The 13,162-nt window shown below is 62.3% G+C and carries 11 protein-coding genes; 4 read left to right on the top strand and 7 right to left on the bottom strand.

Annotated features, from left to right (window positions below; translation table 11 throughout):
• Positions 1-41: 41 nt before the first annotated feature.
• On the top strand, positions 42-1,382 hold the full coding sequence (locus GVK32_RS12920; protein WP_159868224.1) for an LLM class flavin-dependent oxidoreductase: 1,341 nt from the start codon (positions 42-44) through the stop codon (positions 1,380-1,382).
• A 35-nt stretch (positions 1,383-1,417) separates the two neighbouring features.
• On the opposite strand, the gene GVK32_RS12915 is transcribed toward GVK32_RS12920, so the two are convergent.
• The 7 genes from GVK32_RS12915 to GVK32_RS12885 all read right to left on the bottom strand — a co-directional run bounded on the left by GVK32_RS12915 (position 1,418) and on the right by GVK32_RS12885 (position 8,631).
• Positions 1,418-2,218: a phosphate/phosphite/phosphonate ABC transporter substrate-binding protein gene (locus GVK32_RS12915; RefSeq protein WP_159868221.1), complete on the bottom strand. Its 801-nt coding sequence runs from the start codon at positions 2,216-2,218 to the stop codon at positions 1,418-1,420.
• Complete coding sequence (locus tag GVK32_RS12910; RefSeq protein ID WP_159868218.1) at positions 2,211-3,194, bottom strand: fatty acid desaturase; 984 nt, start codon at positions 3,192-3,194, stop codon at positions 2,211-2,213. Before GVK32_RS12910 ends, GVK32_RS12915 begins: the two co-directional genes overlap by 8 nt.
• Positions 3,195-3,335: 141 nt before the next feature.
• Positions 3,336-4,193: a DeoR/GlpR family DNA-binding transcription regulator gene (locus GVK32_RS12905; RefSeq protein WP_159868215.1), complete on the bottom strand. Its 858-nt coding sequence runs from the start codon at positions 4,191-4,193 to the stop codon at positions 3,336-3,338.
• Between the two features lie 123 nt (positions 4,194-4,316).
• Positions 4,317-5,267, bottom strand: coding sequence for a D-ribose ABC transporter substrate-binding protein (locus GVK32_RS12900; protein WP_159868370.1), 951 nt, complete (start codon positions 5,265-5,267; stop codon positions 4,317-4,319).
• A 93-nt stretch (positions 5,268-5,360) separates the two neighbouring features.
• On the bottom strand, positions 5,361-6,419 hold the full coding sequence (locus GVK32_RS12895; protein WP_159868212.1) for an ABC transporter permease: 1,059 nt from the start codon (positions 6,417-6,419) through the stop codon (positions 5,361-5,363).
• Positions 6,420-6,442: 23 nt separating this feature from the next.
• Positions 6,443-7,981, bottom strand: coding sequence for a sugar ABC transporter ATP-binding protein (locus tag GVK32_RS12890; RefSeq protein ID WP_159868209.1), 1,539 nt, complete (start codon positions 7,979-7,981; stop codon positions 6,443-6,445).
• The gene (locus GVK32_RS12885; protein WP_159868206.1) at positions 7,978-8,631 is read right to left on the bottom strand and encodes a DUF2291 family protein; all 654 of its coding nucleotides are present in this window, start codon (positions 8,629-8,631) and stop codon (positions 7,978-7,980) included. The genes GVK32_RS12890 and GVK32_RS12885 overlap by 4 nt, the downstream gene beginning before the upstream one ends.
• A gap of 442 nt (positions 8,632-9,073) precedes the next feature.
• Between GVK32_RS12885 and GVK32_RS12880 the strand changes: the two genes are divergently transcribed.
• The 3 genes from GVK32_RS12880 to GVK32_RS12870 are packed head-to-tail and all read left to right on the top strand — an operon-like array spanning position 9,074 to position 13,136.
• A complete protein-coding gene (locus GVK32_RS12880) occupies positions 9,074-10,636 on the top strand; it encodes an FGGY-family carbohydrate kinase (RefSeq protein ID WP_159868203.1) in 1,563 nt (520 codons plus the stop codon).
• Between the two features lie 21 nt (positions 10,637-10,657).
• Positions 10,658-12,193, top strand: a complete 1,536-nt coding sequence (locus GVK32_RS12875) for a glycerol-3-phosphate dehydrogenase (RefSeq protein ID WP_159868200.1) — start codon at positions 10,658-10,660, stop codon at positions 12,191-12,193.
• Positions 12,194-12,203: 10 nt separating this feature from the next.
• Positions 12,204-13,136, top strand: coding sequence for a sugar phosphate isomerase/epimerase (locus tag GVK32_RS12870; protein WP_159868197.1), 933 nt, complete (start codon positions 12,204-12,206; stop codon positions 13,134-13,136).
• Positions 13,137-13,162 lie beyond the last annotated feature (26 nt).

Raw genomic sequence — 13,162 nt, 5'->3', positions numbered from 1 at the left:
CACCATGCCAGGGATCGGCAATAACCGCAAAAGAGCCGCACATGTCTGAAAATCATATGATTCTGAACCTGTTTTTCTTCAATCCGCAGGGGGATTACCGCTTCTCATGGCGCCATCCTCAGGCACCGGGCAAAGAAATTTTTACCCTCGGCTACTACGCGGAGCTGGCGAAGAGGGCCGAGGCCGCCACCCTCGACGCCATTTTCGTCGCCGACCACATTGCCATCTGGGATACGGTGCCCAGCGGCTTAACCCACTACGCCAACGCGCGGCTGGAGCCCATCACCCTGCTCGCCGCCCTTGCCGCCGTGACCGAGCATATCGGCCTGATGGCAACCGCCTCCACCTCCTACAACGAGCCCTACAACCTCGCCCGCTACTTTGCCTCGCTGGACTTTCTCAGCGGCGGCCGGGCGAGCTGGAACGTGGTCACCTCGTGGCTGGAAGAGGAAGCGGCGAATTTCGGCCTCGACCAGCTTCCGCAGCACGGCAACCGCTACCAGCGCGCCGGGGAGTTTATCGATGTCGTCACCCGGCTTTGGGACTCCTGGGAGGACGATGCGGTGCTGTATGACAAAACGAGCGGCCTGTTTGCCGATGCGCCTAAAGTGCACCACCTCAACCATCGCGGCGAGTTCTTTAACGTCCGCGGGCCGCTCAACGTCCCGCGCCCGCCGCAGGGTCATCCGCTGCTGGTCCAGGCCGGATCTTCCGAGGCGGGGAAAAACCTCGCCGCGGCGTGGTCAGATATGCACTTCGTGTTTATTAAATCCATTGCAGAGGGGCTGGCCTATCGTCAGGAGATGAACCAGCGGCTGCGGGACTACGGTCGCGATCCGGCGCACTTTAAAATCATCGCCGGCGTTCTGCCCGTGGTGGTCAATTCCGACGCCGAGAAGGAGGAGCGCCAGCGGCTTAACGAGCGTTTGATGAGCGACCAGATGGCGATAGACCTGCTCTCGTCCTACCTGCGGATGGATTTAAGCGCCCACTCGCCGGACCAGCCCCTGCCGCCGCTGCCGGACGAGGCGACGTTTGACGGCATCCGCACCGCGCTGCGGCTTATCCGCCACTACGATCCCAGCCTGACCGTTCTGCAGCTAGGGCGCCTGCTGCTGCAAAGCTCCGACAGCTGGCTGCTTATCGGCAGCGCGGAAGAGGTCGCCGATGCGCTGACCGCCACCTGGCGCGCCGGAGCGGCGGACGGATTTAACCTGATGTTCCCGCTGCTGCCGGGGGATTTCGATCGCTTTGTCGACCAGGTGGTGCCGATCCTGCAGCGCAACGGCGCGATGCGCACCAGCTACCCGTCGGGCACACTGCGGGAGAAGCTCGGGCTGCCGGCGGCGGAAAACCGCTTTACCGCGCCGGCTCCGCGCTAGCCTACGCCGAAGGAGGCCCGGCCTCCTTCACCCGACTACAGTTGGGTCACGCCCCTTGTCGCCGCCTCGGCGCGCCACGCCAGCAGCTGCGCATAGGGCCGGCGCGTCACGACGCTAAAGTCGTCGATCAGCTGCGCCCGGCAAATATCCCGGTACTGCTCCCCGCTGACCAGCTGATGCAGCGCCTCGCGCAGGAGCGCCATCGTCGCCGGCGGCGTATCCTTGCTGCTTATCAGCGGCAGCCCCGGCGCCGACGGGCTGCGTCCGATAACGCACAGTCCGGCAAGCAGCGCGGGGTCGTGGCGCTGCAGCAGCGCCCAGCTGACGCAGTCAATCGCCGCGATATCAGCCGTTCCCTGCCGTAATTCAATCAGCGACCGGCGGTGGCTGCCGCTCCAGCGCACGGCGGAAAAAAACCGCCCGCTCTCGGCCAAGGGCGCCACCCTTTCCAGCAGCGCATTGTAGCCGGACTGCGAATCTGGCGAATTGCACACCGCCCGTCGATGGCGAAAATCCGCCAGCGTCCGATGCCGGTTCGCCTCCTGGCTCACCAGCAGGCTGCGGTAGTTCGCCCCTTCACAGCCCTCCGCCGCGTAGTGAAAGCAGCCGACGATCTGCACCTCCGGAAGTCGGGTGACCAGCGGATAGCCGCAGGTCTGGCTCAGCAGCAGCTGCGGATCGCGCCAGTGGCTCAGCAGCTCATCCCGGGGCCAGCGGGTCGGCAGGTCGGCCACCGTCACCCCGCGGGCCGCGAGGATCTCGCGCAGCGCCAGCCACAGCGCCCGCGTCTCTTCATGATTAACCGCGTACATGGGAAAATCGACAACGTTATTCATGGTTCTCCCCCGCGCCAGGCCGCTTTTTTACGCCGGGATGGGCGTTCACCGCTACCGCGCGAAACGAAAAGCGCCGCAGCCATTCGCCATAGCCGCGCACCACAAAGCCGTGGTTACGCTGCCGATAGCTCTCCCGTTCGAGCAAATAGAGTTTACGCAATCCGTACCAGGGAACCCCCGGCAGGTCGTGATGGACTGAATGATAGTTGAGGTTAAGAAACAGCACCCGCCACGGTAGCCCCGCTTCATTAATCACCGAGCGCGCCAGCGGATCGTCGGCGGCCCGATGCTCAAGGAAGGAACGAACCTTGGTGAGCGCCAGCGCCGGATAGCTGACGACGGCGACAAAATAGAGCGGCGAGAACTCAACGTGCGCCATCAGCGTAAACAGGCCGGCCAGCAGCAGGCCGTGGGTAGCCCACATCGCCATCGCCGCCTTCTGACGCAGGCGAAAGGCGCGCCACGCGCTGAGGAGCGTTTGCGCAATATCCAGCAGCGGCGCCAGCAGCAGCCGCCCGATAAAGGTGTTGCGCAGATGAATCACCCGCCGCTGCCAGGGCGCGAAACGCCGCCAGCTCTCGGCGGTAAAATAGTAGGATTCGGGGTCATCGACCGGCAGCGTGAGATGGTGATTATCGTGGTGCGCGAGGTGGGAATCTCGGTACAGGCCGTAGGGATACCACACCGCCAGCGGCAGGATGCCCAGCAGCTGATTCAGCCGCGGCCAGCGCGTCGGATGGCCGTGTATCAGCTCATGCTGTAAAGACATATACCAGGCGCTAAACCAGATCAGCAGCAGCGTTGCCGGCAGCAGCCCCAGCGTTTGCCAGTATACGAGGGTGGCAAACCAGCCGCCGTAGATGGTGATAATCAGGAGCCAGGTCGGAAGTTCGCTGCGCCATAAGCGGCTGCGTGAAAGCTGGTGGATCAGGTCGCGCTGCTGCGGGTGCAAATAGACAGACGTTTTTTTGGTCATTACCGCAAATACCGTTTCCGCGTTATCTTTTATCCTTCGAAGATGTGAGATAACACGGAAAATAACAAAGTATTTAAATGACTTAGCTTTGCCAGAAACGCGAGGTAAACGAAGCGCCTGCGGGGCGCTGCCGCGGCGGATTTACTTCAGCGACGCCGTCGGCTTCATCGGTGCCACCACCACGTTCACCCCCAGCTCGCGCATCCGGTTGAGCGCCGGGAGAGGGATCCCCTGATTCACAATCACCACGTCAAACTCGCTGAGGTCGGCGAACCGGTGCAGCGCCCGGCGCTCGAACTTGGTGTGATCCATCAGCAGAATACGCTGCTGCGCCGATTCAAACATCGCGCGCTTGGTTTCGACCATTTCGGCAGATTGATGAAATACGGCGTCGTCCACGATCGCCGACATGCTGAGGAAAAACATATCCGCACGCAGCCCGGCAATCTCGCTGCGCGTCATGTGCCCCATAAAGGCGTTGCACCAGTTGTGCAGCTGTCCGCCCAGGCCAAGCAGGGTGATATCCGGCAGGCCCTTGAGCTCGCCCATGAGGGTCAGCGAGTTGGTGATGATGGTCTGCGGCGCCCTGGCGGGCAGCAGCCGCGCCATCTGAAAGACAGTGGTGGAGTCGTCGAGAAAACTGGACTGCCCCGGCTCCAGGTAGCTGACCGCCACCTCGGCGATAGCCTGCTTCTCTTCCAACTGGCGGGTTGAGCGGTAGATATCGCTGGACTCCACCAGGCTGGTGGGCGTCGCCGACACCACCCCGCGGGATTTATGCAGCAGGCCGCGCTCGACCAGCTCGTCGATATCGCGATGGGCGGTCATCAGGCTAATGCCAAAGCGCTCGGTAATATCCTCAATCCGAATCGCCCCTTCGACCATGACGGCTTCGACAATCAGCTGGCGACGCGCGCGCTGGCGAGCCTGTCGGCTATCGCCTGGCAGCCCTTCCGCCAGAAAAGCGTTGAGGGAATGATCCTGAGTAAATTGCGTCATAGTTCGTCCATAAAGAGATCGGTAAAGGGCCTGAACAGCGTCAATTACAGCGCTATAGCCGCCATACTTCAAGCGGCTTTCGCGCAAAGGGGCGGCGAGCGCCCCAATGCGGAGACTACGCGGTCATTCGGAGAGGATAAACGGTGAGGTCATCTTCGCGGCGTTATCTTTGGTTATCAGGATGCAGTCAAAAAGCTGCTTCTCCGCCGCAGCGCCGGTCTTGCCCGTTTTCAGGAACGTATCGGCCTGCTCCACCGCTTTGGCGGTAAAGGTCGCCACCGGCTGCATCACGGTATAGGCCAGGCTCCCCTCCTTCACCGCATCGACCGCGTCTGGGGAGCCGTCAAAGCCACCGACCGTCACCTGCTTGAGCTTTCCGGCCTCCTTCAGCGCGGCGATCGCGCCGAGCGCCATCTCATCGTTACCGCTGATGACGCCCTTAAGGTTCGGATTGGCCTGCAGCAGGGACTGCATCTTGTTAAAGCCCTGGGTGCGATCCCAGTTAGCCACCTCCGAGCCGACCTTCTTGAGGTCCGGATACTGGCCGAGCACGGTTTCGAAGCCGTTGGCGCGGGTGGCAGCGTTGTTATCGGACGGCGGCCCCTTCAGCTCGACGTAGTCGCCGCTGTCGCCAACCTGCTGCACCCACTGCTGGGCCCCCAGCGCGGCGCCCTGCGCGTTATTGGACACCAGCTGCGCTTTTGCCAGCCCGCTTTGATTCAGCTCGGCGTTGATAATAAACACCGGGATGTGGGCGGCAATGGCTTTTTTCACCGAGCCGATAGAGCCGTCGGCGTTCGCCGGGTCGAGGATAATCACTTTTGATTTATTGGTGATCGCCGTATCAATCAGCTGGCTTTCGGTATTGGTATCACCTTTATGAGCGCTGACTTTCGCGGTGTAGCCAAGCTTCTCCGCCGTCTTCTGCGCCACCTGCCCCTCCGCCAGCCAGTAGGGGTTGGAGGGGTCATTAACGATAATCGTCATCAGCCCGTCGGCCCACGTTGGCGCAGAGAAGGCGGTTAACGCCGCGGTGGCGGCAACGAGGATAAAACGCTTGCTGTTATCAAACATCATAGTGGTAGTGCTCCGTTATTTTTAGGGTACAGGTTACGGATTAACGTCAGAACGGATACGACCCGGCCTCCGCTGCGGACAAGTTTCGAGCTAGCGGCCGCGACGGCCGTATTGCAGGGTATTCAGCAGCACCGCCAGCACGATCACCGCGCCGGTAAAGACCGTCTGCCAGTAGGCGGAGACGCCAATAATCACCAGGCCGTCGGAGAGGAAGCCGATAACGAAAGCCCCCAACAGGGTGCCGCGCACGTTGCCGCGCCCGCCGGTCAGCGCCGCGCCGCCAATCACCACCGCGGCGATCGCCGTCAGCTCGTAGGTGGTTCCGGCGGTGGGCCCGGCGGAGGTCAGCTGCGAAGAGAGCACCAGCCCGGCCATCGCCGCGCAAACACCCGACAGCACGTAGACGCTGATTTTGACGCGCTTAACCGGCACGCCGGATAGCTCAGCGGCGCGCTCGTTACCGCCGCAGGCGTACAGCCAGCGGCCAAAAGCGGTACGGCTCAGCAAGAAGCCGCAGGCCAGCGCCGCCGCCCCCAGCACCAGAACGCCGACAGGAATGTTAAAAATACGGTTGAATCCCAGCCAGTCGAAGCCGGTATTCCCCAGCTCCGCCGCGCCGGAGAGTTTGTTGTAGGTCAGGCCGTTGGTCATCAGCAGCGCCACGCCACGGGCCACGTATAGCGAGCCAAGCGTGGCGACGAACGCCGGCACCCGGCACCAGGCGATCAGCACCCCGTTGATCAACCCCACCAGCGCCCCGACGGCAAGAGTCAGGAGCGCCACCGCCCACACCGGCAGATAGAGCACCACGCCGGCCGCATCAAGATGAATGCCCTGCATCATATAGCCGGCGCAGACCCCCGCCAGGCCCAGCGTGGAGCCCACGGACAAATCGATACCGCCGTTGAGAATAACCAGCAGCATGCCAATCGCCGGCAGGCCAAAAATGGCGACGTGCGAGGCCATGGTGAGAAAGTTGGCGCCGCTTAAATAGTTCGGCGACAGGAATGAGAACACGGCGATAATCAGCAGCAGGGCGAAAAAGGCGCGCCCCTCCAGCAGGATACGCGCCACGCTCATCCCTTTATTTACCCGTCCTGCGCGCGCCAGCGGCGTAGCGAGGCTTAACGACTGAGTTCTGTCGGTCATGGTTTCTACTCCAGGTTTTATTTTCATGCCACCAGCGACTCGCCGGAGGCCGCCATGATGCGTTCTTTGCTTACGTTGGCGTCAAACACGGCCGTAATCCGGCCTTTGCTCATCACCACAATACGGTGGGCAATGCTTAGGCACTCCCCCACTTCCGAGGTGGAGTAGATCACCGCCAGCCCCTGCCTGGCGTTCTCCGCCAGCAGCCGAAAGACCTCGGCTTTGGCGCCGATATCGATCCCGCGGCTGGGCTCATCGAGTAAAATCACCTTTGGCCGGGTAGCGAGCATTTTGCCGATCACCACCTTCTGTTGATTCCCCCCGGAGAGCGAGCCGATCGCCGCCTCCCCGCCGGCCGTTTTTACCGTCACGCTGCGGATGCTGTCGTTAATAAGCTGCTTTTCCCGCCGCGTGGAGAGCACCATGCCGCGAATAAACTCGCCGATGCTGGCGAGGGTCAGGTTTTCCCCCACCGACATGGTTTGCACCAGCCCGTCGCGCTGGCGATCTTCAGGCACCAGCGCCAGGCCGCTGGCGATGCGCTGCGCAATCGACAGGCCCGAGACGTCACCGTCGCGCAGCGAAATCGTCCCTGCCGACTGCCTTAAGCGCCCGGCGATGCACTCCATTAGCTCGGTCCGCCCGGCCCCCATCAGGCCATAAATGCAGACGATCTCCCCGGCGCGTACCGTCAGCGACAGGTTGTCCACCAGCCGAATTCCGGCTTTGCCTTTTACCGTCAGGTCGTTGACCGCCAGCGCGGTTTCACCGAACGCATAGCCCTCAGGCGGCGAGCCGAGATCGAAGCTGTCGCCCACCATGTTGCGCACCACCCAGTCGAGGTCGATCTCATCCCGGCGGGCCCAGGCCGTCATTACGCCGTCGCGTAGCACCACCGCGCGGTCGGTTATCTCCAGCGCCTCCTCCAGGTGGTGGGAGATGTAGACAATCGCCACTCCCTGGCTGGTGAGATCGCGAATCACCTGGAACAGCACGCTGACCTCCGCGGCGCTCAGCGCTGAGGTCGGTTCATCCATAATCAGGATCTGCGAATCCACCGACAGCGCCCGCGCAATCTCCACGATCTGCTGCTGGCCAAGACGTAAATTTTCCACCAGCGTCAGCGGCTCAATCCCCTCCTCCAGCGACTTCATCAGGTGGGCGGTCAGCCACGTCTCTTCGGCATAATCGACGCCGCCCGGCTTCATGATTTCGCGGCCAATAAAGATGTTGTCGCGAACGTTCATGTTCGGCGCGAGGTTCAGTTCCTGGTGGATAATCGAAATGCCGCTGTCCCGCGCATCGCTGGCGGAGCTGAAGACCTTCACCTGACCGTCGAGCACGATTTCGCCGCTGCTTGGCGTAATCACGCCGGAGAGTATTTTCATCAGCGTCGATTTTCCGGCGCCGTTTTCTCCAAACAGCGTAGTGACCTCACCGCGGCGAATATCAAAGTTGACGCCTTTGAGGGCGTGGGTGGAGCCGTAGACTTTACTCACGTTGCGCGCCGAGAGAATAATCTCGCCCTTCAGCAGCGCCGGATGCAGTTTGGGTTGTTTCATTTCACCTCCAGGCTAACCGGCGTGACCAGCCAGTTATTGGGCGTCAGCAGCCGAAACACGCCGACGACCGCGACCTGCTTGCCGGGGAGCGCCTGGCGATCGAGGGTATCCAGCAGCGTCGCCTTCAGCGTCCGGTTGAGGGCCGCGCCGGCGTTCTGGTACTCAATCTGGTTAGTAAAATCACCAAACTGGATGCTGCCGGTGGCGTCCCGCAGCTCGGTGCCGGTGAGCACCGGCCCCGTCTGCAGGCGAACCTTCCACCCTTCGGGGAGCCCGGGCACCGCGACGCTAAAGATCCCCGACTTCTCGTCGCCCACCGCGCCCTGAAAACGCACTGCCATCACCGGCAGCGTGGCGCCAACGCCATATTTTTTTATCGCCGCCTGCGGGTCGGCCTTTAACGCAGCAGCCAGCTCGCTCGCCTCCACCGCGCGGCTTTCAACGGCGCGCTTAATGTCGGGGAAAGTTTTGTCGCCATAGGTTTCGGCAGAGAACCCCTGCGCCTCGGCCGCTGCGCCGGAGCCTGTTCTGACGACTTTGGTATCTGCCGCAATGGCGGCGATGGCCGCCGCGACGGCGAGGCCGGTTAGCGCGTAGCGGCGAATGCGCTGACGCGAGTGCCGGGCAGAGAGGGCGGAAACACCGGACATAATGTTGACCTCACAGAGAGTTAGCTTTGACGCGAGTAGCACGCCGTAGTGTTATAAATACGATAACTATATGTGATGAGAATTGTTCGTTTGTTGCACTATTGTCAACATGGGTTTGAATTTTTTCTACAGAGCGCGATCTGGATCGAAAATTTTACCGCAGCGGGAAATTGGCTGAATGATGGGTCATGCAAGGCAGAAATGGAAAATATCCAGGGCTATCGATCGCCAGGTTAACGTTAAAACCGTGATCGTCACCGCTTTCTCAACTGAAATTTATTACATATGAGGAAAAATAATACATCAGTAGTGTTAAGTATGTGATAGATGGTGTATGAAGTTATTTATCAAAACAATCACACTTAATTAACACACTGGTGACGACAGATGAACATTCTCTCCCTTCTTCCACGAGGAATAGATCGGCGCTGCGGAGGTATCGATGGATAATCGCGACATTATTCTGGGGCTGGATTCGGGCACCTCGGTGGTCAAAGCGGTGGCTTTCGATCTCGAAGGGGAGCAGCTGGGCTGCGCCTCCGCGCGCAACAGCTATCGCCGGGCGGAAGGCGGCGCCGCGCTGCAGTCGATGAGCAAGACCTGGGAGGATGCGGTCGACGCCATACGCCGGCTGGGCGAACGTATCGATAACCTCGCCGCCCGCGTGGTCGCCGTGGCGGTCACCGGCCAGGGCGACGGCACCTGGCTGGTGGGTGCCGGAAACCGACCGGTTGACGACGCCTGGATTTGGCTCGACGCCCGAGCGGCGCCGACGGTTGAGCGGCTGAAGCGTTCGCCGCTGGCGCGCGCGCGCTTTGAGGCGACGGGAACCGGTTTGAGCACCTGCCAGCAGGGATCGCAAATGGCGCATATGGATCGCTGCCATCCCGAGCTGCTGAATAAGAGCGAAGTGGCCCTGCACTGTAAAGACTGGCTCTATCTTAACCTGACCGGCGTGCGCGCCACCGACCCTTCGGAAGCCAGCTTCACCTTCGGCAACTTCCGCACCGGACGCTACGATCCACAGGCCATCGCCGCGCTGGAGCTCGAGCACCGTCGCCACTTACTGCCGGAGATCGTCGACGGGACGCAAACGACCCATCCGCTTAGCGCCGAGGCCGCGGCGGCCACCGGCCTGCGGGCTGGCACTCCCGTGAGCCTCGGCTACGTCGATATGGCGATGACCGCGCTCGGCGCCGGGGTGCATACCGGGGCGGCAAACAGCGCCTGCTCCATCGTCGGCTCAACCGGGGTGCACCTGCGCGCGCTCCCCACCGCCGAGGTCTGGCTCAACCCGCAGCAAACCGGATACGTCATCCCCCTTCCCTGGCCGGGCTACGTCACCCAGGTGCAGACCAACATGGCCTCAACCCTCAACCTCGACTGGCTGCTGCACGTCGCCAGCGACCTGCTCAACGACTTCGGCTGCGAGGTCGACCACGCCAGGCTGGTGGGCCATATCGACCGCTGGCTGAGCGAGGCGCAGCCCGGCAGTCTGCTTTATCACCCCTATATTTCCGAAGCCGGCGAGCGCGGCCCCTTCGTCAACGCCGAGGCCCGCGCCAGCTTTGTCGGGCTGAGCTACAGCCACGGCTTCGGCGACATGGTGCGGGCGGTGATTGAGGGGATCGGTTTTGCCGCCCGCGACTGCTATCAGGCCATGGGCCACAGCATGCCCGGAGAGCTGCGGCTCACCGGCGGGGCCATTCGCTCCCCGCAGCTGCGGCAGATCCTCGCGGCCTGCGTCGGCGTGCCGGTTCGCAGCAGCCGCCGGGAAGAGGCCGGCGCCGCGGGCGCGGCGATGATGGCAGCGGTCGCTATCGGCGCCTATCCCACCATGGCGCGCTGCGTTGAAACCTGGGTGACGCCGCTGCTGGACGCCCCGGAAGCCCCCTCTCCCGCGCTGGTTGCACGCTATCAGCACCTTTTTCACAGCTACCAGCAGGTTCGCAGCGAACTGCCGCCGGTCTGGCACGCCCTGCGGCAGCCGGGCGCGGGCCGTTAACCGGATTAATGGAGTCCCTAAATGAGTGAAAAGATCCTCGATTTATTTGTCATTGGCGGCGGCATCAACGGCGCGGGCATCGCGCGCGACGCCGCCGGACGCGGCCTGTCGGTCATGATGTGCGAGAAGGACGATCTGGCGCAGGGCACCTCGTCGCGATCCGGCAAGCTGGTGCACGGCGGGCTGCGCTACCTCGAGTACTATGAGTTCCGCCTGGTACGGGAAGCGCTGATCGAACGCGAGGTCCTGCTGCAGTCCGCGCCACACATCATCTGGCCAATGCGCTTCGTCCTGCCGCACAGCCCGATCGATCGTCCGGCGTGGCTGGTCCGCCTCGGCCTGTTTCTCTACGACAACCTCGGCGGGCGCAAAAAGCTCCCCGGCACCCGCACCCTCGATTTACACCGCGACCCGCAGGGCGATCCCGTTCTCGACCAGTATGCTAAGGGCTTCGAGTACTCAGACTGCTGGGTTGATGACGCCCGGCTGGTGGTGCTCAATGCCCGGGACGCCGCCGAGCGCGGCGCCACCATCCTGACCCGCACCCGCTGCATCGCGGCAAAACGCGCCGAGGGCGCCTGGGAAATTACCCTGCAGAATACGCTGACCGGTGCGCAGGAAACCGTCCGCGCCAGGGCGCTGGTCAACGCCGCCGGCCCGTGGGTGCTGGATATCATTACTCAGGTCACCCACACCCGCAGCAGGCGTAGCGTCCGGCTGGTGAAGGGCTCGCATATCATCGTCGATAAGTTTTGGCAGGGACAGCAGGCGTACCTGATCCAAAACCACGATAAGCGGGTGATTTTTATCAATCCCTATGAAGGCGATAAAGCGCTGATCGGCACTACCGATATTCCCTGGGAGGGCGACGCCGACTCCGTCAGCGCCGACGACCGCGAGCAGCAGTATCTGATTGACGCCGTTAACCGCTATTTCAAAATCAAGCTGCGGGCTGAGGATGTGATCGCCCGCTTCTCCGGCGTTCGTCCGCTGTTTGACGACGGCAAGGGCAACCCCTCCGCAGTGACCCGCGACTACGTTTTCGACCTTGATGATGAGCAGCAGCTGCCGATACTGCATATCTTCGGCGGCAAAATCACTACCTTCCGCAAACTGGCCGAACACGCCGTACAAAAGCTCGCGCCCTATTTCCCGCAGATGGGGGGCGACTGGACCCGCGGCGCCACGCTGCCCGGAGGCGAAATCGCCAACGCCGACTTTGACACCTTCCTGCAGACGCTAAAAGAGCAGTTCCCCTGGCTGCCGGCGGCGCTGCGCGGGCACTACGCCCGGCTGTACGGCGCCAGGCTGCCGCGGCTGCTGGGTAACGCCCGCGGCCTGCAGGATTTGGGGCAGCATTTTGGCGGCTTGCTCTACGAAGCCGAAGTCCGCTATCTGGTCGAAAACGAGTGGGCCCAACAGGCGGAGGATATTTTGTGGCGACGAACCAAGCATCGGCTGCACCTGACCGAGCAGCAGCAGCAGTGCTTTAACGACTGGTTCGCCATGAGCTTCGTGCCTCTTGCCGAGGCGCCGCCCCGCGCCCGGGCCGGTTAAGGAGAGCATAATGGCGCTGACTTTGTCCCTGAATACCAATCCGCTGGTTAACCGTTTTGCCGAGCCTGAGGATCTGATTGATACCGTGGCGCGGCGGATTCGCATCCGCGATCTGCAGCTGACCCACGAGTTTATCAATCCCGGATGGCCCGCACCGACCATCACCCGGATGACGCGGAGAATGCGCGCGGCGCTGGGCAAAACCGGCGTGCGCGTCACCTCCGGGATGACCGGCCCCTACGGGCGGCTGAACCACTTTGGCCATCCCGACCCCGCCGTGCGCCGCTACTATATTGACTGGTTTAAAACTTTTGCCGATATCACGGCGGAACTCGGCGGCCGCGCCGTCGGCTCCCAGTTTGCCATTTTTACCTACCGCGACTACGCCGATGCGCGGCGGCGGGAGGCGTTAATCAACGCGGCGGCTGAGTGCTGGGCGGAGGTTGCGGAGCATGCGAAGGCGGCGGGGCTGCAGTATCTGTTCTGGGAGCCGATGAGCGTCGGACGCGAGTTTGGCGAAACCCTTGCCGCCTGCCGGGCGCTGCAGGCGCGGCTGGCCGCCGCGGGAATGGCGCTGCCGATGCGGATGATGGCGGATATTGACCACGGCGACGTCACCTCCCCCGACCCGCGCGACTATGACCCCTACGCCTGGGCCGAAACCGTCCCCCGCGACTCGCCGATTATCCATATTAAACAAAGCATGTTGGATAAAGGCGGGCATCGACCCTTTACATTACAGTATAATGTTAACGGACGGATCCAACCCGAACCGCTGCTCGACGCGCTCAGGCGCGGCGGCGCCGAGGATAACGAGATCTGCCTTGAGCTCAGTTTTAAAGAACGCGAACCGACCGATAGCCAGGTTGTCGCCGATATCGCTGAAAGCGTGGCCTTTTGGGCCCCCTATATCGATAGCGGAGTCGAGGATCTGCTGGTCTAAATGATTGGGTCCGCATCGCCCGATGC

This window comes from Klebsiella sp. 18074 (assembly GCF_902705905.1).
Taxonomy (GTDB): domain Bacteria; phylum Pseudomonadota; class Gammaproteobacteria; order Enterobacterales; family Enterobacteriaceae; genus Klebsiella; species Klebsiella terrigena.
This window is presented reverse-complemented; position numbering and strand designations above follow the sequence as displayed.